A 20859-nucleotide genomic window follows, 5' to 3' on the forward strand; every position below is an offset into this window, starting at 1 on the left:
CAAATGGCGGGCATTCTCGCCAAGAAGTCTTGTTGCGGCGCAAAAGCTGCCAAGCTAGGAGGCTGTCCGTCCCTGTCGAAAGGCGGGACCGAGGGATCAAGACAACCGGACCGCATGGTCCAGATTCAAGGGCAGAGTATGCGCATCGACAAGATTCCGACCGGGGAAAATCCGCCTGAAAGCCTCAACGTCATCATCGAAGTTCCCGTCGGCGGCGAACCGGTGAAGTACGAGTTCGACAAGGAATCGGGGGCCTTGTTCGTCGATCGTATCCTTCACACCCCGATGCGCTATCCGGCGAACTACGGCTTCGTGCCCCACACCCTGTCGCCCGACGGCGACCCGCTCGACGCGCTGGTGATTGCCCGCTCGCCGTTCGTGCCCGGGGCTGTCGTGCGTGCACGTCCGATCGCGGTGCTCAATCTCGAAGACGAACACGGCGGCGACGAAAAGCTCGTCTGCGTGCCTGACGATTCGACTTTCCCCTATTACTCGGGCGTCGTTGAAAAGGACGACCTGCCCGAAATCGTGCTCAAGCAGATCGAGCACTTCTTCACCCACTACAAGGACCTGGAAAAGGAAAAGTGGGTTCGCGTCGGCACCTGGGGCGGCGCTGAAGACGCCCGTCGCATCGTCGTCGAGGCGATCGAGCGCGAAAAGGCCGCCAAGGCAGGCTGATCGCTCTTCATCGAGTGTCACGAAAAACGGCGGGGAAGCGATTCCCCGCCGTTTTTTCATGGCCGTCAGGTTGCCCCGGGACCGAGCCGGGGCGGCCCCCGTATCAGTCCCCGGCGATGCTCATGCCGTCGATGCGCAGCGTGGGCACGTCGATGCCGTGCTGGATTTCAAGGTCGTTGGCCGGAACCAGCGCGGCGAACATGTCGATCAGGTTGCTTGCGATCGTGAATTCGGCCACCGGTCCCGCGATCTCGCCATTGACGATGCGATAGCCCGAGGCGCCGCGGCTATAGTCGCCGGTCACGCCGTTGACGCCGCTGCCGATGAGTTCGGTGACATAGACGCCATCGGCGATGTCGGCGATCAGTTCGGCGGGCGTCAGAGTGCCGGGGGCGAGCGTCACATTGCCGGTCGTCACATGAGGCGCGCCCGAACCGCCGCGCGCGGCATGGCCGGTCGGCGTCTGTCCGAGCTGGCGGGCGGCGGCTGCATCCATCAGCCATCCGGTCAGATGCCCCTTGTCCACCAGCGCGCGCGGGGCGGTCAGCAGGCCTTCGCCATCGAAGGGGCGCGAGCGCAGTCCCCGCAAGCGGTGGGGATCGTCGAGAATGGTGACCGCGCTGTCGAACAGCTTGGCGCCGTCGCGGTCGAGCAGGAAGCTGGCGCGGCGGGCGATCGAGCTTCCGGTCATGGCCGCGATCAGGTGTCCGACCAGCGAGCCGCCGATGCGCGGATCGAAAACGACCGGCATCGATCCGCTGCGCAGGCGGCCGGGGGACAGGCGCCGCACACTGCGTTCGCCCGCTTCGCGTCCGATTTCGGCGGCGGTGGGAAGGTCGTCGGCATGGCGCGTGCTGCGCCAGGCGTAATCGCGCTGCATCGCTCCGCCTTCACCGGCAACGACGCTGGCCGAGAGGCTGTGACCGCTGGCCGCATAGCCGCCGGAAAAGCCGTGGCTGGTCGAAAGGGCAAAGACCGAGCGGGACGCCCCGGCACTGCCGCCGTTGCTGTTGGTCACGCCCGCGACGGCAAGAGCGGCCTCTTCGACCTCTTGCGCCGTGCGGCGCAATTGCGCCGGTTCGGTCGCGGCGCCGTCGTCGAGGTCGAGATCGACCGGCGCGCTGCGCATCAGCAGGGCTTCGTCGGCGAGCCCGGCAAAGGGGTCGGGCGGGGCAAGGCGCGCCATGGCAACCGCGCGGCTGGCCAGTTCGTCGAGCGCGCCGTCACCAAGGTCGGTCGAACCGATCGAGGCCGAACCGCCACCGGCAAAGACGCGCAGGCCGACGTGTTCGGATTCGGACCGCTCGACATCTTCGAGCGAGCCGAGGCGGACCGTCACGCTTTCCGAAGAATTGGCGACATAGACGGCATCGGCCGCTTCCGCCCCGGCAGAAAGTGCACGGCGAATGAGGGCCTCGCAACGGTCCTTGGCTTGATCGGGGGAAAGCATCGCAGGCGCCTCTGACAATTCGGCAAACGGGAGCCTTGCGCTTAGAGTCTGTTTCCAACCTCGTCGAGAGGCGAGCGTGGGGTTCGTGCGTCCCTTTCCCCTTACCAGCCCAGAAGAATGAAAATGCCGGTCGTCGCAAAGGGCAATCCGATTGCCGCGATCCACACCATGATCCGGTCCCGACGGAAATGCGCGGCATGGTCGGTGCCGGGCGGCGGGCATTCCCAAGTGCGGTCGTAATGCCGGAACAGCGGCATGACGCCGACGACCAGCACCAAGAGCACGACAAGCGGCAGGGCCGACGTCGCGGCATTGTCGATGAATTGCATCGTCACGCAGATTTGCAAGGCGGTGCAGACGAGCAGGGCATGGGCGACCGTATCACTCATCCTGCGGTGCCAGTCATGGGGCTCCTGCCCCGACGAGATTGCGACGCCCGTGGCCGCCCCGATGGTCGTTGGTACGGCGGTGGAAACGGGCGTGGCTGCATTGTAAGCCATCGTTTCGTTCCTTCTCTCCCAAGGGAAACAGAAGATCACGACCTGCCGTAGCTGGCAAGCGATGTTTGGTCCGGGTGATGAAGATTCGGGGTGGGTTGTCGAAACAACAGGAAAATATCGTGCGCAATGGCCACACCATGCATAAATCCTGCCAGTCGAGCCTTTGGTGGGCTTTGCCGTCGCGCGATCAGGAGTTATGGCGATTGCGGTGGGGAGCAATGAACGCCAGGAACCGGTAACACGAGACGATGACAGCCATTGCCGAACCAGCAAGCCCTTCCGCCCGTGCGGAAACCGGAGCCGCGCCGCCGATCCCGCAGGGTGGGCTGGAAGTGGTTTCGATTGCCAAATCCTATGACAAGCGGGCGATCCTGACCGATATTTCCCTGTCGGTGGGCAAGGGCGAGGTCGTTGGCCTGCTCGGCCCCAACGGCGCGGGCAAGACCACCTGCTTTTATTCCATCATGGGGCTGGTGAAGCCGGATTCGGGCCGCATCCTGCTCGATGGCGTCGATATCACGCGCCTGCCGATGTACCGGCGCGCGATTCTGGGTCTTGGCTACCTGCCGCAGGAAACCTCGATCTTTCGCGGGCTGACCGTCGAACAGAACATTGCGACCGTTCTCGAACTGATCGAGCCTGACCGGCCGACGCGCGAGGCGGAACTCGAACGCCTGCTCGACGAATTCGGTCTGGCGCGGCTGCGCGCGAGCCCGGCCATGGCGTTGTCGGGCGGTGAACGGCGTCGGTGCGAAATCGCCCGCGCTCTGGCCGCACGCCCCTCGATCATCCTGCTCGACGAACCGTTCGCGGGGATCGATCCCCTGTCGATCAGCGACATCCGCCATCTGGTCAAGGATCTGAAGCGGCGCGGCATCGGCGTGCTCATCACCGACCATAACGTGCGCGAAACGCTCGATATCGTCGACCGGGCCTGCATCATCTATGGTGGGCAGGTGCTGTTCGCGGGCAGCCCCGAGGCGCTGGTCGCCGATCCCAACGTCCGACGGCTCTATCTGGGCGAGGGCTTCACGCTCTGATGACGGGAACCCGGGGGACGATACGGCATGGGTTGGTCCCCGCTGACATCGGGGTTCAGGGATAATGGCACTCGGCCCAAGGCTCGATATCCGGCAGACCCAGTCGCTGGTGATGACGCCCCAGCTTCAGCAGGCGATCAAGCTGCTGACGCTGTCCAATCTCGAAGTCGAAGCGTTCATCGGCGAGGCGCTGGAAGCCAATCCCCTGCTCGATCTGGCCGAGAGCGGCGGGAGTGAGGCCGCGCGTCCGGGGGAAGCCCCCGATGCGCCGTCGGGCGAGGAGCTTCGCCGCACGCATCTGGAATCCTCGCCGGTCGATCAGCTCGTCGGCGAAGGGCGCGCGGCAGAAGATCGTCCGCTCGACATCGATCCGGCAACGCTCGACCGCGATCGCGATACCGGCGACGGCGCTGTCGGCGATGACCCGCCGCGGTTGGTGGATTCGGGCGACTGGGGTGCGGCGGGTGCCGGGGGCGAGGGCGAAGGCTTCGATATCGAGGCGCGCGGGCGTGGCGAGACGAGCCTTTCGGAACATCTTCATGGTCAGATCGGCGCGGTCTGCCGTGATCCGCACCTGCTGTTCGTGGCGCGATGGCTGATCGATCAACTCGACGAGGCGGGCTACCTGCCTTTGCCGCTGGGCGAGGCGGTGCAGGCGCTGGGCGTGACGGAAAAGGACGCGCAAGCCGCGCTCGCCGTGGTCCAGACGCTCGATCCCACCGGAGTGGGTGCCCGCAGCCTTGGCGAATGCCTTGCGTTGCAGGCGAGGGAAGCGGATCGCTACGACCCCTGCATGGCGCGCCTGCTCGACAATCTCGATTTGCTCGGGCGCGGGGAACTGGCCCGCTTGAAGCGCATGTGCGGCGTCGATGACGAGGACTTTGCCGGAATGCTGGCTGAATTGCGCGGCTATGATCCCAAGCCGGGCCTGCGTTTCGGCGGCGGTCCGGGCGAAGCGGTCGTTCCCGACATTCTCGTGCGCGAAGTGACCGCCGAAGACGGGACCACCGGCTGGGACATCGCCATCAATCAGGCGACTTTGCCCCGCCTGATCGTCAATCGCAGCTATTATGTCGAAATGCGCGGGGCCTGCGTCGGCAAGGAAGCCCGCGCCTGGCTCGGCGAGCGGCTGGCCGATGCCAACTGGCTGGTAAAGGCGCTCGACCAGCGGCAGAAAACCATTCTCAAGGTCGCGGCCGAAATCGTGAAGCAGCAGGACGGCTTTTTCCGTCACGGCGTCTCGCAGTTGCGCCCATTGACGTTGCGCACGGTGGCTGAGGCAATTTCCCTGCACGAATCGACCGTCAGCCGGGTGACTTCGAACAAGTATCTCAACTGTTCGCGCGGGACGTTCGAACTCAAGTATTTCTTCACCTCGGGCGTGGCTTCGGCTGACGGCGAAGGCGCGGTTTCGGCCGAGGCGGTGAAGGCCGCGCTTCGCCAGCTCATCGATGCGGAGGATGCCAAGGCGATCTTGTCCGACGACGCGCTGGTCGATCTGCTCAAGGGGCGCGGGTTCGATCTCGCCCGCCGCACGGTCGCCAAGTATCGCGAGGCGATCGGTCTGGGCAGTTCGGTGCAGCGACGGCGGCAAAAGGCTCTGGCAGGAGCGCGATGACGGCCATGGGGGCGGTCTCGGTTCGTTCCCGGCGGTGGATACGACCAATGCGATGCGTGCGGTCCAGCTTGCAAGGGTGGGGCGCTCGGGGATATGCCGCTTGAACGAGGGGGTGGTGCTTTCGGCGCCATCCAAGGGAGCAAGACATGACCAAGGCCGAACCCGCTGCAGACACGGCGGCTGCCGCGCATGGCGGGGAAACGGTCCTCAGCTTGAAAGGCATCCTGCTGCGCGGGGTTGTCGGGATCGGGATTGTCGCGGCGATCGTCGTCAGCGGCGTCGCGATCTATCGCAACCAGCGGGATCAGGCAGGCCTTCCTGCTGCGATCGCTCCGGCTCCGCACCAAACGGTGGCGCCGTCGGTTGACGATGTGATCACCGGGCTTGAAACCCGGCTCAAGACCGAGCCTCAGGACGCCGATGGTTGGCGCATGCTCGGCTGGTCCTACTTCCAGCATGAACGCTATGCCGAAAGCGCCGATGCGCTGCGTCATGCGACAAAGCTCGATCCCACCAATGCCCGCACCTTCTCGTTCCTGGGCGAAGCGCTGGTGCTTGCCAGCAAGAAGGAAGGGCGCATGCCGCGCGAGGCACGCGCAGCGTTCGACAAGGCGCTGAAACTCGATCCCAAGGATGCGCGGGCCCGTTATTTCCGGGCGGTATCCTGGGATCTGGCCGGACAGCATCGCCGCGCGATCCATGCCTGGTTCTCGCTGCTCAAGGACACGCCCGCCGATGCGCCTTATGCCGGGGACATCCGGGCGGTGATCCGCACGGTTGCGGCCCGCCACCACATCAATGTCGAAAAGCGGCTGGCCGAAGTCCAGTTCGCCGCGCCCGGCAGCACGCCTGCGACCGACGCGGACAAGAACGCGGGGCCGGGGGCGAAAGGGGCTGCGGCATTGATCCCGGCGCCGAGCGGCGAGCACATGCGCGCGGCCGAAGGACTTCCCCAGGGCAAGGGGGCTCCCGGTTCGGAAAGCAAGAGCGGCGATCGCGCGGTCCCGGCGGCGAAATGACCGGACCGATTCTCCTCACCGCATTTCGATAACGGGGCGGTAGGAAATAGCGCGCGGACGGCTTGTTTTTTTGTTCGTTCCGGTTGTAATCTGCTGCTGGAACTGAAGAAGCATTTGAATGGCATTGGTTTTTGTTTCTGTTGTGGCTGTGTTAACGTTTACCGTCTCGTTCAGCCATTGACGATAAATTAACCTTTCATGTTCATTGCTCCTATGGTTAATGAAGCGCGCATCCCCTTCACCGGGGAACCAAGCCGCGGGGGCAAAGGCTAGGAAGGGATTGATCGATGCGAGTTCTGCTGATCGAGGACGAGCCGACCACTGCCAAGGCGATTGAACTCATGCTTTCGGCAGAAGGGTTCAACGTCTATTCGACCGATCTCGGGGAAGAAGGCCTCGATCTCGGCAAGCTCTACGATTACGACATCATTCTGCTCGACCTCAATCTGCCCGACATGCACGGGTACGACGTGCTCAAGAAGCTGCGCGTCGCCAAGGTGCAGACGCCGGTGCTGATCCTGTCGGGCATTTCGGAAATGGACAGCAAGGTTCGCTCGTTCGGTTTCGGTGCCGACGACTATGTGACCAAGCCGTTCCACCGCGAGGAACTGATCGCCCGCATCCATGCGGTCGTGCGTCGTTCCAAGGGGCATTCGCAGTCGGTCATCCGTACCGGCAAGCTTTCGGTCAATCTCGACGCCAAGACGGTCGAGGTCGATGGCGCCCGCGTCCATCTGACCGGCAAGGAATACGCCATGCTGGAGCTGCTCTCGCTCCGCAAGGGAACCACCCTGACCAAGGAAATGTTCCTCAACCATCTCTATGGCGGGATGGACGAACCTGAACTGAAGATCATCGACGTCTTCATCTGCAAGCTGCGCAAGAAACTGGCGCATGCCTGTGGTGGGGAAAACTATATCGAAACCGTCTGGGGCCGCGGCTATGTCCTGCGCGATCCCGACGATCTGACTGAAATCGAAGCGGCCTGATTCTCCTTGCCCCTTCGCGTCGTCCGGGTGGCGACGCCGCAATCCCTGGATGGCCCGCCTCATCGGCGGGCCATTTTTCTTTGCTCGTCTCTCCCCGCAACCCTTTGCCCGCACGCCTTGCGATAGAGGCCATGCGTCAAGCCTCTGGATGCGACTTGTCGGGCGTGCGAGGACAAGGCACATTTGCAGGATAAGCAGCAGGGTGGGGAACCGTGTCATGCCCAGGTGGCAGAACAAGCAGCGAACCATCACGCGGGACATTGCGGACTGGCGCGCCCCCCGCGTTGCGAGCGAAGGAGATCCCGTTGCCCGTTTTGCCGCGATGGGACGGATCTATGGTGAGATACTCGGATCGAGACGCGCGCCCGGGGTCCTGACGCTCGGCAGTGCCTGGTCGTTCAGCCGTCTGCTTTCGGGTGATGCCACGACGATCGCGACCGATGGCATGGACCCGATCTGGCGCCTGCCGCATGACCTTGCTTTGCCTTCACCGGAAAACCCGGACGGGGCGATGGTCCTTGTCGGTGGGGGAGCCCGGCTCGGTGCGCTCAATGCCTTTCTCGAAGGGGATCATCGTCCGGGCGACTTGTCCCTGCGCACTTCGGGCTCGCACGATGGGCAAAGCGTGGCGGGGATGATCGGCACCGGCTCGCACGGCTCCACGCTGGGCTTCGGGGCGTTCCAGAACCAGATCAAGGGGCTTCACCTCGTCACCGGACCGGGGCGTTCGGTCTGGCTTGAGCCATATCCAATTCTCGATCCCGCGATCATCGCCGCGATCAGTACCGAACCGCCGATCCGCGATGCGGCCCTGTTCGACGGGGCGCTGGTGCATCTGGGCGGCATGGGCATCGTTTCGGCAGCCTTGCTCGAAGCGGCGCCGTTTTTCCTGATCGACGTGGTCAAGACCATGAAGCGGTTGACCGCCGCGGACATCGCCATGTTGGCGAAGGGTGATTTTCGGGGCTTTGCAGCGTCATGCGGGCGAGACGAGATGCCCTATCACCTCGAAATCGTGCTGGACCCATATGCTCCGTTCGAGGGAGAGGGGCCCGAGCCGCGCCGGGGCGGCCGGCACGAGGCGATGATCACGTTCCATTTCCGGGTTCCCGACTGGGACATGCCGGTTCGGGGCATGATCGTACCGGCATCGCAAAGGCGCGAATTCGATCGGATCTATGACGGCCCCCTGGGGCGAATGATCATTCGCGTCGGGCGTCGCTTCGCCGGGGATCTCTTCAATCTCATCCCGCCGCAGACGCTTTATCCGATCCTTTCGACCGATTTCCGGCGCTACCTCGGGCAGATGCGGTTGAGTTGGGGCAGGGCGACCGGCCCCTATGTTCCGCGCACGTTCGGCGGCATCGAAGTCCCGTTGCACAACGACAGCTTCGCCTTTGCCCGCTCCGATCTCGAAACGGCGCTGCGGCGGATGACCGGCGCCTTCCGGGCGCGGGGCGGGGGGCATCTGGTGATGACGCTGCGGTTCGTGTCGCAGGCGGCCGGGGCGATGGCGTTCACTCGTTTCCCTGAAACGGTGGTGGTCAATTGCGACGGTGTCCGCACGACGCGGAGCCAGGCGGCGGTCCGGCGCATACTGGCCGCCCTGGAGCGCGATCCGGCGATCCCGTTCAGTCAGCACTGGGGCAAGATGGGGGAATTCACGCAAGGGCGGTTGCGCCGGGAATACGGTGATCCGGGCGATCCCCGGCCGAGCCGGGCCCGTCGCTGGCGCGAGGCACGGGAGACTTTGCTCGACCCGGCGATGCGGGCGGCTTTTGCCAGCGATGGCTTGCGCGAATGGGGCCTGGCCTGAACGTTCAAGGGCGTCAGGCCGCTCACCCGGAGCGATCATACTGACTGGCCGTAAAGGTGCCGGGCCGTTCGCGAACCATCTTGTCCGCGAGGGTGCTGGTGCCGGCCGGGTGGGGTGGGGGATGGCCGGCACCAGCGGGGTGAGGCGAAGCGGTGCGTTCTTAGTGCGCTGTTGCTTCGCCTGCGGGGGCTTGTGGGGGAGGCGAACCTCCCGGAGCAGGGCGTGGTTGGGGACGCGGGGCGAGCCAGATGATTATCGCCCCGACCAGGAAAATGGCCGAACATCCCATGAAGACAGAATTGGTGGCGAGCGTCACCGCCTCGATTGAGACCAGTCGTTCGATCATGCTCCGTCCGAACAGGCCCTGCTGAACGAGGTCTGCGGGGGGATGGATCAGGGCGACCAGTTCGGCATGGTTGTACTTCGTCTCGCGGTCCCACATCGTCGTCGACATCGAGGTGGCGATCGCGCCGGACAGGGTCCGCATGAAGTTCTGGATACCTGCGGCCGATGCGGTCTGTTCGGGACGGACCGACCCCAGCGCCAGTGCAGTCGTGCCGATGAAGAAGAACGGCATGCCCAGCCCTTGCAGGAATTGCGGCAGCGAGATGGTGAAGAAGTCCATGCCCGTCACCCACCCGGTGCGCAGGAACGCCATCAATCCGAGCCAGGTGATGCCGAACGAGATCAGGGTGCGCACGTCGAACTTGGGCACCAGCGCGGCGGCGATCGGGGACATGATCACCGCCAAGACGCCCATGAAGCCCATGGCTTGCCCGGCGACGGTCGCGGTGTAGTCGAGATTGGTCTGCAGGAAGAGCGGGATCAGCACGACTGCCGCGAAAAAGGCCGCGAACGAGGTGCTCTGCGTCAGCACCCCGATCGAGAAGCCACGGTAACGGAACACCGTCAGATCGACCACCGGATCGCGCTCGGTCAGCTCCCAGATCAGGAAAGCGACGAAGAAGACCGCCGCGACAAGGGCGAGAACGATGATCAGTTCGCTGGAAAACCAGTCTTCCTCGCGCCCCTTGTCGAGCATGATCTGCAAGGCCGCAACCCAGATGACCATGAGGGCGAGGCCGATATAGTCGATCGGCTTTTTCAGCGTGGGGGTTTCATAGCGGGTGATGAGCCGCGCCGAGAGTACGCCGCAGATCGCCACGATCGGCAGGTTGATGAAGAAGATCCAGTGCCAGTTCCAGTTGTCGGAAATCCAGCCGCCGAGAATGGGACCGAAAATCGGCGCCGTGACCGTGGTCATGCTCCATAGCCCGAGCCCGGTATTGGCCTTGTGCGGAGGGAATATGCGCAGGATCAGCGTTTGCGACATCGGCATGATCGGACCGCCGCAAAGCCCCTGCATCACGCGGAAAGCGATCAGCGCCTCGAGACTGCGCGAGAGACCGCACAGCAGCGAGAACAGGCCGAACCCGATCAGCGCGGTCAGGAACACCCGCACCGCGCCGAACCGCCCGGCCAGCCATCCGGTCAGCGGCACGCAGATCGCCTCGGCCACCGAATAGGACGTGATCGCCCAGGTGCCCTGCGTCGGAGAGACGCCGAGGCTGCCCGAGATATGCGGGACCGACACGTTGGCGATGGTGATGTCGAGCACCACCACGAAATTCGAGAGCGCCAGCGCAAAGGCGCCGAACGCCATCATCGCCCCCTGCAGCGGGGGAGCCGATGGCGGCGCGAAGACGGGGGCGGGACCGGCCACGGGAAAGGCCTCCTTACTTGCCGCGCGTGTCGATCGTGGCGGTCATCGACAGCCCGATGCGCAGCGGATGCGCGGTCAGTTCGGCGCGGTCGAGCGCGATCCGGGTCGGCAGGCGCTGAACCACCTTGATCCAGTTGCCGGTCGCGTTCTGGGCCGGAATGACCGCCAGAGCCGATCCCGTGCCGCCTGAAAAGCCGACGACATGTCCGTGATAGACGACCTTGTCGCCGTAAAGGTCGGACGTCAGCTCCACCGGCTGTCCCGGATGGACATTGCGCAGCTGCCCTTCCTTGTAGTTCGCATCGACATAGGCGTCGTTGATGGGAACAACGGCGAGCAGCACGGCCCCGGCATTGACGCGCTGCCCCACCTGAACCGTGCGCTGGGTCACGACGCCGTCGATGGGCGCGCGCACGACCGTGCGTTCGAGATCGATGCGGGCCTGGTCGAGCTTGGCCTTGGCCGCCAGCACGTCGGGATTGGTTTCGACCGTGGTTCCAGCGACAAGCGCGTCGTTGGCCGCTTCCTGTCCGCTGGCATTGCCGCGTGCGGCCTGCGACTGCGCCAGTGCGGCCCGGGCGGCGGCAAGATTGCCTTGCGCAGAGGCAAAGGCATTGCGGGCCGACGTCAGTTCCTCGCCCGAGACGCCGCCGTCAGCGGCCAGTGCCTCGCGCCGGGTAAGGTCGATGCGGGCGCGGGCAAGATCGGCTTGCGCGATCGAGACTTGCGCCGTCATGCGGCGAATGTCGGCTTCGCGCTCGCCCACTTGCGCGCCCAGCGCAGTGCCGGTGGCGATGGTTTGCTTCACCCGGCGCACGGCTCGGGCATATTCGGCTTCGGCCGCGGCAAGGGCGATGCGGGCATCGACCGGGTCTATCACTACCAGCACGTCGCCCTTGCGGACGATGCGGGTGTTGTCGACCAGCACTTGCGCGACCTGGCCGCTCGTCTGCGGCGTGACCTGGGCGATGTCGGCATTCACATAGGCGTTGTCGGTTTCGACATAGCGCCCGCCTTCGATCCATTCATAGCCGAGATAGCCGATGGCCGCGACGGCAAGGACGCCGCCGAAGATCGTGAAGGCACGCTTGCGCGTCGTGGAGGAAGAACGGGAGGGATCGGTGTCGGCCATGGGGTGATGGTCCTCAAGCGAATAGGGTGTCTGCGCCGGCCATGGGCGGCGCCGGAAAGGAAACGAGCGGGCTCACCCGGCGTGGAAGCCGCCGCCCAGGGCGCGCACGAGTTCGACGCGCACGCCAAGGACGCGGCCTTCGAGATCGGCGAGCAGCTGGCGATTGCGGATCAGCGCATCTTCGGCGGAGAGGACCGAGAGATAGGGCGACAGGCCGCCGGTATAGCGCCGTTTCGCGAGATCCCAGGCTTCCTCCGAGCGCACCACGGCCTCGCGGGCAGAGCGGAGTTCGACGTCCAGCGCCTTTTGTCCGGCGGCCGCGTCCGCGACTTCGCGCACGGCCTGAACCAGCGTGTCGTCATAGAGTGCGACGGCCTCGTCATAGCCGCCGCGCGCGGAGCGATAATCCCCGGCAAGGCGGCCTCCGGCAAAGAGCGGCAGAGTGATCGCGGCCTGAGCCTGCCCGTTGTCCGAGCCGCCCGCCGTCAGATTGGCGATGCCCAGCGATTGCGCGCCGATATAGGCCATGATGTTGACGTTGGGGAAATAGGCGGCGCGAGCGGCCTGGACCCGTGCGGCGGCGGCTTCGGCCCGTGCCCGCGCGGCGGCGATGTCGGCGCGACGTCCGACCAGATCGAGCGCGAGACGCGGGGGCAGCGGCTGCATCTCGAAGCGTCCGGGCGCGGGGGGCGTGATGGCCAGCCCGCGATCCGGTCCCGCGCCGAGCAGGGCGGCGAGGCGGTTGCGGGTCAGCATCAGCGACTGTTCGGCAGCGGCGAGGTCGGCTTTCGCAACCGGTACGGCGGCCTCGGCCTGACGCTGTTCGGCCCGGGTGTCGAGGCCGTTGATCACGCGCTGTGTCACCAGTTTGGCAGTTTCCTCGCGAACGCGCAGCGAGGCGGCGCTGACATCGCGCAAGGCGGCATAGCGGCCAAGGTCGGCGTAGGCCGCAGCGACCGAAGTGGCGAGAGTCAGCCGTGCGGCATGGGCCTCGATCTCGGCGGCGGTCCGTTCTCCCACAGCCGCGCGCAAGGTGGCGCGATTGCGGCCGAAGAAGTCGAAGTCATAGCCGACATTGAGCGCGCCCGAGGCGCTGTCGTTCCACCCGTGCGGTACGAATTCGCGCGGATAGCCGTTGTTGTAGCTCTGCTTCACGCCGCCGATGGTGCCCGTTGCCGACGCGGTCGGAAGCAGGGCGGCCCGGGCGCTGCGGGCATAGCCTTCGGCCTGGCGGACGCGGGCTTCGGCCTCGGCAAGCGTGGGCGAGCCTTTGAGGCCTTCCTCGATCAGCGAGGTCAGCTGTGCATCGCCATAGTCGCGCCACCAGGCTTCGTCGGGCCATGCGCTCTTGCCCGCAGCGTTTTCGGCAGGGCCGTCGAGGCTGTGGGCCGCGACCGTTTCGGGACTGCGCAGGACAGGCGCCTTGCCCATCGGCGGAGGGACGCCGCAACCGGCAAGGGGGAGTGCCAGAAGGAGGGAAAGCACGGCCAGCCCTCGTTCCGGGGGCAACCGACGCCGTGAGGGACGGGCGTCGGATTGCCCCCGCAGGGAAAAGCGGTGCGAGGGAAAGGGAAGCATCTCGACTCCGGAAAGTGACTGTACCGAACGGTCACTAGACGAATGTCACGCTTGATCGATTCCTGTCAAGTGCTATCTGTACGGAATGGTCACTAAGTGCAGACTCGCCCGCAGCAGCCCCGACGAACGGCGCGAGCACATTATCGCCGTCGCTGCCGAAGCCTTTACGCAGGAGGGCTATGGCGCGACATCGATGTCCACCATCGCGGCGCGGGTCGGCGGCTCGAAAGCCACGCTTTACAAATATTTCCCATCGAAAGAGGCCTTGTTCGGGGCTGTCATGGAGGAACGCTGCGCTCGCGTGCTGGCACCCTTGCGCGACTTGCGAGGCAGTGACAGCGACAATCTCGAAGAGCTCATGGCCGATTTCGGGGTTCGCTTCCTGACCAAGATCTACGAGCAGGGCGCGCTTGATGTGCAGCGGATGATCTACAGCGACGGATCGCGCTTCCCGGAACTGGCGGCGGTGTTCTTTCGCTCGGGGCCGGATGTGGTCATGGTTGAACTCGCCGACATGCTCGGCCGGTTCCGCGAGTCCGGCGTGATCGAATGCGAGGATCTGTCTCTGGCAGCGGGGCAGTTCCTGGGCATGTTGCGGGGCGATTCCCACTTGCGCTTCACCATGGGCGTCGAGGCAGCGCCGCCTGCCGAGGAAATCGAACGGCAGGCCCGGATGGCCGCCCGCATCTTCGTGCGGGGGTTGTTGAAGCGTTAGAATGCCGGGGCGGCGGTTTTGATTGACCCGCGCGTGCGGGTTTGCCATCGCGCCGCGCCATGACAGCGCACAAGTCCGGCGATCCGACCACGCTCAACCGTCTCTATGGCCGTGCCAAGGGCAAGCCCTTGCGCGTGGGCCAGCAGGCTCTGGTCGATACACTGCTGCCCCGCATTGCCGTTCCCGAAGAAGGCGAAGTCACCGCGCAGGCGCTGTTCGGACACGATTGCCCGCTCCATTTCGAAATCGGCTTCGGCGGCGGCGAGCATATGGCCTTTCGCGCCGATCTCCTGCCCGATCACGGTTTCATCGGTGCCGAACCGTTCCTCAACGGCGTGGCACAGGCGCTGACGCACATCGACGGCGACGGGGGCGCGCATCCGCCGCTATCGAACGTGCGCATCCACCACGGCGACGCGCTTGAAGTGCTGCGCCGGATTCCCGACGGTTCGCTCTCGTTCCTCTATCTGCTTCATCCCGACCCCTGGCCCAAGGCGCGCCATGCCAAGCGTCGCATGATGAACGACGGCCCGATCGAGCTGTTTGCGGCCAAGCTGCGTCCGGGCGGGGAGTTCCGTTTCGGCCACGATCACCCGATCTACCTGCGCCACGCCTTGATGGTCATGCGGCGCCATGCCGACAAGTTCGAATGGCTGGCCCAGACCCCGCGCGATTTCCAGAAGCGTCCCGGCGGCTGGCCGGAAACCCGCTATGAAGCCAAGGCGCGGGCGCAGGGGCACGAAGTCTGGTACTTCCGCTTCCGGCGCCGCCCCGATTGACCGCTTAACATTCCGCTAACCAGCGTGGGCCTAGATTTTCCTTCGTGAAGAGGCGCCGGGTATCGATTGCGAATCGATGCAGGCGGCGTCCAAATCGAGGGAGCCGACCATGTCGCAGAGCCCCAGTGCACAGGTGATCCTTGCGGAAATGCGGGAATTCGCCGCGTTTTCTCCGTGCGAGCAGCGGTATATCCGCCGCAGTCTCGATGTCGGGCTCGGACGGGGCGACGCGTTTCGCACCTGGTCGCGCAGCGGTGAGGAAACCGCCTCGATCCGTGCGCAATACGTCGTCTATCAGGATCTCAAGGTCCTGCGCGGCCTTGTCTGCGAAAGCGAAGGGTTCGACGGGATCGAGACGATCATGGGGCCGCTGATGCGGGTGACCACGTTCGATCTCGCGCAGGAACGGATCGACAGCTTCGGCGCCTACCGTTTCCTTTATGAACGCCTGCTGGGGGCGTCGGTGCGGCCCTGGTTGCCGTCGGCGTTCTGCGGAGCGGCTGCGCTGCCGCAGATCCGCCCGGACAAGCGTCGCAACCTGTTGCAGTCGATCAGCGAAGCGGCCGCGACGGCGCCGGGCTGGTCACGTCGCGAGCCGATGTTCTTCCCTGAATTCGTTGAACTCGAAGCGGCCTGACGAGACGGTTTCTCAATTGCGGTAGAGTGCATCGAGGCGCGCGCCGTAGCGTTCGCGAATCTTGTGGCGCCGGATTTTCATCGAGGGCGTCATTTCCTCGTTCTCGATGCTGAACGGTTCGTCGGCAAAGGCGAACTGCCGCACTTTCTCGATTACCGAGAGGTCGGTGTTCACCCGGTCGACGGCCGCGCGCACGGCGCTGCGGAACGCGGGCAAGTCCTGCAAGGCGTCCAGGTCGAAATGCTCGTCGGCCTCGCGTGCCCAGTCGAGCGCCCATTCGGCATCCGGAACAATCAGGCCGACGACATAGGGCCGCTTGTCGCCGCTCACCATCGCCTGCGCGATTTCGGGCTGGAGCGTCAGCATGCCCTCGATTTTCTGGGGCGAGATGTTGTCGCCCTTGTCGTTGACGATCATGTCCTTCTTGCGATCGGTGATCATGATCCGGCCCGCATCGTCGAGATGGCCGATGTCGCCGGTGTGCAACCAGCCGTCCTTGAGCGTCCGGGCGCTTTCCACTTCGTTGCGCCAATAGCCGTGCATGACCAGTTCGCCGCGCACGAGGATTTCGCCGTCCTCGGCAAAGGCGACTTCCACGTCCTTGAGCGGGGGGCCGACGGTGTCCATGCGGATGCCGGCGCGCGGGCGGTTGACCGAGATCACCGGCCCGGCTTCGGTCTGTCCATAGCCTTGCAGCATGGTGAGGCCCATCGCCTGAAAGAACAGGCCGACATCGGGATTGAGCGGCGCGCCCCCGGAAACGAGCGCTTTCATGCGTCCGCCGAACCGCTTGCGGATCTTGGGGCGCAAAGTCGCCTCGAGCACGAGGTTGAGCAGGGGATCGGTCAGCTTGCGGTGTCCGGCAGCGCGGCGTGCGGCAAGGTCGAGCGCGCGATGCATCAGGTTGGCGCCGAGGCCGCCCTGCTTTTCGACCTGCTTCATGATTCGCGTGCGGAGAACTTCGAACAGGCGGGGCACCACGACCATGATCGTCGGGCGCACTTCCTCGATGTTCGAGCCGAGCTTTTCGAGGCCTTCGGCGTAATGGATCTCGCCGCCCATGCCGATCGGCAGGAACTGGCCCGCGCTATGCTCATAGGCATGGCTCAGCGGCAGGAACGAGAGGAACACTTCGTCCTTCCAGCCGAAATCCTCGGCCAGGACATGCGCCGCGCCATCGACATTGCACAGGATCGCGCCGTGATGCTGGCGCACGCCGCGCGGGGCGCCGCCGGTGCCGCTGGTATAGATGATGCAGGCCAGATCGTCGCGACCGATGCCGACTGCGCGGGCTTCCACTTCGAACCGGGCTGCAGCGGCATCGCCCGACACCAGATGCGGCCATTCGTGGAAGGCGAGCATGCCCGACTGCATCCGCTTGAGCGGTTCGATGGCGATGACATGTTCGACATTGGGGGCATGAAGCGCGGCGGCCAGCAGCGGCTGGGCCAGCTTGGGGGTCGAGACGATCACCGCCCGCGCGCCCGAGTTTTCAAGGATATGGAGGTGATCGCGTTCGGTGTTGGTGGTGTAGGTCGGCACCGTCACCAGCCCTGCGGCCATGATCGCGAGGTCCGCGATGCACCATTCGGGCCGGTTTTCCGACACCAGCACGACGCGGTCGCCTTCCTTGAGCCCGATGTCGCGCAGCGAGCGGGCGAGCAGGCAGACCTGATCGGCGACTTCGTTCCAGTTCAGCGATTGCCACTGGCCCTGTTTCTTGGCCCACAGCATCGGCGCGTCGCCGCGCAGCCGCGCGCGGTCGAGGAACATCGCGACAAGATTCGGGTAGCGGGCGAAATCGGTCAACTGCACGGTCGGGAGTCATCCTCTGCCAAAGGCGGCGGCCATTTATCATGGTCTCTCGCCAATCCCTAGGCGCAAGGATGCCGTTACGGCAAGCCGTGTCTCCGGTTCGGACAGGTTCAGGGCGAAACGGTTGCCCCTTCGCTGCGCGGATCGGCGGCGCCCCGCCATCCGGACGCGGTCCGCTCGACCGCATTGGCCTTGAGCCGCAGCGGCAGGGCAACCACGCGTCCGTATCCCATTGCGGCAAGCGCGGGGATCATCGGTTCGAGATTGCTGCCCGCCTCGACGGCGATGCCGTCGGGCATGGGCATGATGACGCCCATGGTGATCGCCGAGCGGGCATCCATGCCCCAGTCGAGCGTGCCGACGAGCATGCGGATCACTTGCGTCGGGATCGTTGCCCCGCCCGCCGCGCCCCCGGCAAGGCGGACATGGCCCGCCCGGTCGTAGACGATGACCGGGCTCATCGAACTGCGCGGACGCTTGCCCGCCTCGACGCGGTTTGCCGTCGGCTTGCCGTCGCGATCGGGGACGATGTTGAAATCGGTCAACTCGTTGTTGAGGAAGTAGCCGTCGACCATCAGTCCCGAGCCGAAGCCGCTTTCGACTGTCGAGGTATAGCTCGCCACATTGCCGCGCGCATCGACAGTGACGAAATGCGTGGTGCCATGTTCCTCGACCGGGGTTCCCATGCCGAGCACGCTGGTCATGCCCACCGGATTTCCGGCGGGCGCCTCGGGCAGCGCCTTGTCCCGGCTGATCAGCGCGGAGCGGGCGGCAATGTAATCGTGGTCGAGGAGACCGGGCGTCGGCACCGGCACGAAACCGGGATCGCCGACAAAACGGTCGCGGTCCGCAAAGGCCAGGCGCTCGGCATCGGCGATCAGGTGCCAGGCTTCGGGTGACGCGGGACCGAGCGTCTTCATGTCGAAGCGTTCGAGCATGCCCAGAACCTGCAACACGATGATGCCCCCGGCCGAGGGCGGGCCCATCGAGCAGATCTTCCACTCGCGATAGGGGGCGCAGACCGGCGGCAGGGCGCGGGCGTGATAGGACGCGATGTCGGCGGTCGTCATCGGCGCCGGGTTGACCGGGCTGGTCGAGACATGGCGCGCGATCGCGACGGCATTGGCGCCGGAATAGAACGCCTTGGGCCCATCGTGGGCAATGCGTTCGAGCGCCGTTGCAAGGGCCGGGTTGCGCACGACCGTCCCCACCGGGAGCGGCGTTCCCGCAGCATCGAAGAACAGCGCGCGGGCCGCCGGATCGAGGGCTGCGACATCGTGGAACAGTTCGAGCGAAGAGCGCAGGCGCGGGGGGATCGCAAAGCCATCGCGCGCCAGGCGGATCGCGGGGCCGAACAGAGTGGCCCAGGGCAGGCGACCGTGCCGTTCGTGGGCAAGGGCGGCGAGCGACAGGTTGCCGGGCACCCCGACGCTGAGCCCGCCGGGGACGGCGGCATTGTGATCGAGCGGGCGGCCATCGCGCCAGAACCATTGTGGCCCTGCCTTGGCCGGAGCCGCTTCGCGACCGTCGAACGTATCGACGTGGCCGGTCTCATCCCCCGTCACCAGAAATCCGCCGCCGCCGATCCCCGAACTTTGCGGTTCGACGATGCCGAGCGCGAGCATGGTGGCAATCGCGGCATCGGTGGCCGAGCCGCCTGCGCGCAGGATTTCCGCGCCTGCCGCCGCCGCACGAGGGTCGGCGGCCGAAACGGCACCGGGCTTCGGGCGGATCGGCACGGTCGAAGCCTGCGTCGTTGCCGCCGGAGCAAGGCTCGCGGCGGCGGCAAGGGCGGCAAGAAGGGCGAAGCGCGGCGCGCGCAGGGAGCTATCTGTCACGAACGACAGGCTATTCCGTCCCGACGGCCTCGGCAATGCTTCCCATGCCTTCGGCGCGTGCGCGTTCGGCAAGGCCGTGGACGATCCGCCGGACAAGGCCGGGGCCTTCGTAAACAAGGGCGCTGTATAGCTGGATCAGGCTGGCCCCGGCGCGGATGCGTTGCCAGGCGTCCTCGACCGTGGCGATGCCGCCGACGCCGATCAGCGGGATCGCCCCGCCGCTGGCCTTGCGGAAATCACGCAGGCGTTGCAGCGCGAGATCGCGCAGCGGTTCACCCGACAGGCCGCCGCTTTCCCCCGCATGACGCGATCGCAGCGGTGGGCGCGAAATGGTCGTGTTGGACACGATCAGCGCGTCGAGTCGCTTGTCGAGCGCGATGCGGCAGATGGCATCGATGTCGCTGGTTTCGAGATCGGGCGCGAGCTTGAGGAAGATCGGCGTCTGGCTCACGCCACGCGCGGCCATAACCGCATCGAGCAGCGCCGCCAGCGCACCTTCGTCCTGAAGCGCGCGCAGGCCGGGCGTGTTGGGGGACGAGATGTTGACGGTGAGATAGTTCGCCAGCGGCGCCATCATGCGCGTCATTTGCGCATAGTCGGCGATCCGGTCGGGCGAATCCTTGTTCGCGCCGATGTTGACCCCGACGATGCCGGGCGATGCCGGGCGTTGGAGCAGGCGTTGGGCGACCGCCTCGGAGCCGTCGTTGTTAAAGCCCATGCGGTTGATGACCGCACGGTCTTCGGTCAGCCGGAACAGGCGGGGACGCGGATTGCCCTCTTGCGGGCGGGGCGTCACCGTACCGATTTCGACAAAGCCGAAGCCCATCGCGAGCATCGCGTCGGGAACTTCGCCGTTCTTGTCGAAACCGGGGGCCAGGCCAACCGGATTGGGAAAGGGGATGCCCGCCACGCGCTGCGTCAGCGTCGGGGCAAGCTCTGGGCGGGACCGCTGCGGCAACATCCGCAGCGCCGCGATCGTCATGCGATGCGTCGTTTCTGCGGGAAGTTGGAACAGGAAAGGGCGGAGGAGGCGATAGGACATCTGGGAAAGGCTGGTCTGTCGCTTTTCAGGAGCAGGGAGGGGGGCGTGACCGGTCAGGTTCGCATTTTTCCCAAAGCAGGAAATGGCCCGGATTTTAAATGAAATATCATCCGGTCCGCTGGTGACTGGCCATGTGTTGCAAACGGGACACCCATTTTGTCGAATCTGTACAATCCGCGAATCAGCTTATCGCATAGCCACTGCGGTGCGACCCGAAGGGCTCGGTGCAGCGATGTATCGGGTTCTCGACTTAGGGGCGGTCGGAGCTAAAGGCCTGGCCGCCCTTTTTTCTGTCCTTCACCCTTTTTCGTACAGCCGGGTTTCCTTGTCCGACGTTCCGCAACACCGTTGATCCCGATGCGTTTCGCCATGGTTTTTCCGGCGGTCCCGGCATCCGTCCGGCCAGCGCAAAGACCCGGCAGACGGCTCGTCACCCGTTTTATGCCGACGGCAAAGCTTTGCTGTCAATGGCTGCGGCTTGACACTTTTG

At 65.3% G+C, this 20859-nt stretch carries 17 protein-coding genes; 9 read left to right on the top strand and 8 right to left on the bottom strand.

The window, feature by feature from the left end; all coding sequences use genetic code 11:
- Positions 1-138 precede the first annotated feature (138 nt).
- A complete protein-coding gene (ppa, locus tag Y88_RS13050; protein ID WP_008070035.1) occupies positions 139-678 on the top strand; it encodes an inorganic diphosphatase in 540 nt (179 codons plus the stop codon).
- A gap of 103 nt (positions 679-781) precedes the next feature.
- Here ppa and Y88_RS13055 read toward each other — a convergent pair whose 3' ends face one another.
- Both Y88_RS13055 and Y88_RS13060 read right to left on the bottom strand, forming a co-directional pair.
- Positions 782-2128: a TldD/PmbA family protein gene (locus Y88_RS13055; RefSeq protein WP_008070037.1), complete on the bottom strand. Its 1347-nt coding sequence runs from the start codon at positions 2126-2128 to the stop codon at positions 782-784.
- Between the two features lie 101 nt (positions 2129-2229).
- The gene (locus Y88_RS13060; RefSeq protein ID WP_018075482.1) at positions 2230-2628 is read right to left on the bottom strand and encodes a hypothetical protein; all 399 of its coding nucleotides are present in this window, start codon (positions 2626-2628) and stop codon (positions 2230-2232) included.
- Between the two features lie 248 nt (positions 2629-2876).
- Between Y88_RS13060 and lptB the strand changes: the two genes are divergently transcribed.
- From lptB to Y88_RS13085, 5 genes are all read left to right on the top strand, one after another.
- Positions 2877-3668: an LPS export ABC transporter ATP-binding protein gene (gene lptB, locus Y88_RS13065; protein WP_008070041.1), complete on the top strand. Its 792-nt coding sequence runs from the start codon at positions 2877-2879 to the stop codon at positions 3666-3668.
- Positions 3669-3732: 64 nt separating this feature from the next.
- Positions 3733-5286, top strand: coding sequence for an RNA polymerase factor sigma-54 (gene rpoN, locus Y88_RS13070; protein ID WP_008070043.1), 1554 nt, complete (start codon positions 3733-3735; stop codon positions 5284-5286).
- Between the two features lie 146 nt (positions 5287-5432).
- A complete protein-coding gene (locus tag Y88_RS13075; RefSeq protein WP_008070046.1) occupies positions 5433-6305 on the top strand; it encodes a tetratricopeptide repeat protein in 873 nt (290 codons plus the stop codon).
- 287 nt (positions 6306-6592) lie between these two features.
- A complete protein-coding gene (ctrA, locus tag Y88_RS13080) occupies positions 6593-7294 on the top strand; it encodes a response regulator transcription factor CtrA (protein WP_008070048.1) in 702 nt (233 codons plus the stop codon).
- Between the two features lie 217 nt (positions 7295-7511).
- Positions 7512-9110, top strand: a complete 1599-nt coding sequence (locus Y88_RS13085; RefSeq protein ID WP_018075481.1) for an FAD-binding oxidoreductase — start codon at positions 7512-7514, stop codon at positions 9108-9110.
- Between the two features lie 160 nt (positions 9111-9270).
- Here the strand turns inward: Y88_RS13085 and Y88_RS13090 are convergent, their stop codons facing one another.
- The 3 genes from Y88_RS13090 to Y88_RS13100 all read right to left on the bottom strand — a co-directional run bounded on the left by Y88_RS13090 (position 9271) and on the right by Y88_RS13100 (position 13450).
- On the bottom strand, positions 9271-10833 hold the full coding sequence (locus Y88_RS13090; RefSeq protein WP_008070051.1) for a DHA2 family efflux MFS transporter permease subunit: 1563 nt from the start codon (positions 10831-10833) through the stop codon (positions 9271-9273).
- A gap of 13 nt (positions 10834-10846) precedes the next feature.
- Positions 10847-11965 carry an HlyD family secretion protein gene (locus tag Y88_RS13095; protein ID WP_008070053.1) on the bottom strand — a complete coding sequence of 373 codons (1119 nt, stop codon included), beginning with the start codon at positions 11963-11965 and terminating at the stop codon, positions 10847-10849.
- A 72-nt stretch (positions 11966-12037) separates the two neighbouring features.
- A complete protein-coding gene (locus tag Y88_RS13100; protein ID WP_232281065.1) occupies positions 12038-13450 on the bottom strand; it encodes an efflux transporter outer membrane subunit in 1413 nt (470 codons plus the stop codon).
- A 178-nt stretch (positions 13451-13628) separates the two neighbouring features.
- On the opposite strand from Y88_RS13100, the gene Y88_RS13105 reads away from it, so the two are divergent.
- From Y88_RS13105 to Y88_RS13115, 3 genes are all read left to right on the top strand, one after another.
- The gene (locus tag Y88_RS13105; protein WP_008070055.1) at positions 13629-14258 is read left to right on the top strand and encodes a TetR/AcrR family transcriptional regulator; all 630 of its coding nucleotides are present in this window, start codon (positions 13629-13631) and stop codon (positions 14256-14258) included.
- Between the two features lie 59 nt (positions 14259-14317).
- The gene (trmB, locus tag Y88_RS13110; RefSeq protein WP_008070056.1) at positions 14318-15037 is read left to right on the top strand and encodes a tRNA (guanine(46)-N(7))-methyltransferase TrmB; all 720 of its coding nucleotides are present in this window, start codon (positions 14318-14320) and stop codon (positions 15035-15037) included.
- A 109-nt stretch (positions 15038-15146) separates the two neighbouring features.
- Positions 15147-15674 (top strand): hypothetical protein, encoded by a 528-nt coding sequence (locus Y88_RS13115; RefSeq protein WP_018075480.1) that lies wholly within the window; start codon positions 15147-15149, stop codon positions 15672-15674.
- A gap of 12 nt (positions 15675-15686) precedes the next feature.
- Here Y88_RS13115 and Y88_RS13120 read toward each other — a convergent pair whose 3' ends face one another.
- From Y88_RS13120 to Y88_RS13130, 3 genes are all read right to left on the bottom strand, one after another.
- Complete coding sequence (locus Y88_RS13120) at positions 15687-17489, bottom strand: AMP-dependent synthetase/ligase (protein WP_008070058.1); 1803 nt, start codon at positions 17487-17489, stop codon at positions 15687-15689.
- Positions 17490-17599: 110 nt separating this feature from the next.
- Positions 17600-19327, bottom strand: a complete 1728-nt coding sequence (gene ggt, locus Y88_RS13125) for a gamma-glutamyltransferase (protein ID WP_008070060.1) — start codon at positions 19325-19327, stop codon at positions 17600-17602.
- Between the two features lie 10 nt (positions 19328-19337).
- Positions 19338-20369, bottom strand: a complete 1032-nt coding sequence (locus Y88_RS13130; protein ID WP_008070062.1) for a quinone-dependent dihydroorotate dehydrogenase — start codon at positions 20367-20369, stop codon at positions 19338-19340.
- Between the last annotated feature and the right edge of the window lie 490 nt (positions 20370-20859).

The sequence above is a fragment of the Novosphingobium nitrogenifigens DSM 19370 genome, from assembly GCF_000192575.1.
In the GTDB taxonomy this organism is placed as follows: Bacteria; Pseudomonadota; Alphaproteobacteria; order Sphingomonadales; family Sphingomonadaceae; genus Novosphingobium; species Novosphingobium nitrogenifigens.

What these genes read in the sequence shown, in the direction of transcription:
- ppa (WP_008070035.1), top strand. Translation starts at nt 139, where the DNA reads ATGCGCATCGACAAGATTCCGACCGGGGAAAATCCGCCTGAAAGCCTC.
- Y88_RS13055 (WP_008070037.1), bottom strand. Translation starts at nt 2,128, where the DNA reads ATGCTTTCCCCCGATCAAGCCAAGGACCGTTGCGAGGCCCTCATTCGC.
- Y88_RS13060 (WP_018075482.1), bottom strand. Translation starts at nt 2,628, where the DNA reads ATGGCTTACAATGCAGCCACGCCCGTTTCCACCGCCGTACCAACGACC.
- lptB (WP_008070041.1), top strand. Translation starts at nt 2,877, where the DNA reads ATGACAGCCATTGCCGAACCAGCAAGCCCTTCCGCCCGTGCGGAAACC.
- rpoN (WP_008070043.1), top strand. Translation starts at nt 3,733, where the DNA reads ATGGCACTCGGCCCAAGGCTCGATATCCGGCAGACCCAGTCGCTGGTG.
- Y88_RS13075 (WP_008070046.1), top strand. Translation starts at nt 5,433, where the DNA reads ATGACCAAGGCCGAACCCGCTGCAGACACGGCGGCTGCCGCGCATGGC.
- ctrA (WP_008070048.1), top strand. Translation starts at nt 6,593, where the DNA reads ATGCGAGTTCTGCTGATCGAGGACGAGCCGACCACTGCCAAGGCGATT.
- Y88_RS13085 (WP_018075481.1), top strand. Translation starts at nt 7,512, where the DNA reads ATGCCCAGGTGGCAGAACAAGCAGCGAACCATCACGCGGGACATTGCG.
- Y88_RS13095 (WP_008070053.1), bottom strand. Translation starts at nt 11,965, where the DNA reads ATGGCCGACACCGATCCCTCCCGTTCTTCCTCCACGACGCGCAAGCGT.
- Y88_RS13105 (WP_008070055.1), top strand. Translation starts at nt 13,629, where the DNA reads ATGGTCACTAAGTGCAGACTCGCCCGCAGCAGCCCCGACGAACGGCGC.
- trmB (WP_008070056.1), top strand. Translation starts at nt 14,318, where the DNA reads ATGACAGCGCACAAGTCCGGCGATCCGACCACGCTCAACCGTCTCTAT.
- Y88_RS13115 (WP_018075480.1), top strand. Translation starts at nt 15,147, where the DNA reads ATGTCGCAGAGCCCCAGTGCACAGGTGATCCTTGCGGAAATGCGGGAA.
- Y88_RS13130 (WP_008070062.1), bottom strand. Translation starts at nt 20,369, where the DNA reads ATGTCCTATCGCCTCCTCCGCCCTTTCCTGTTCCAACTTCCCGCAGAA.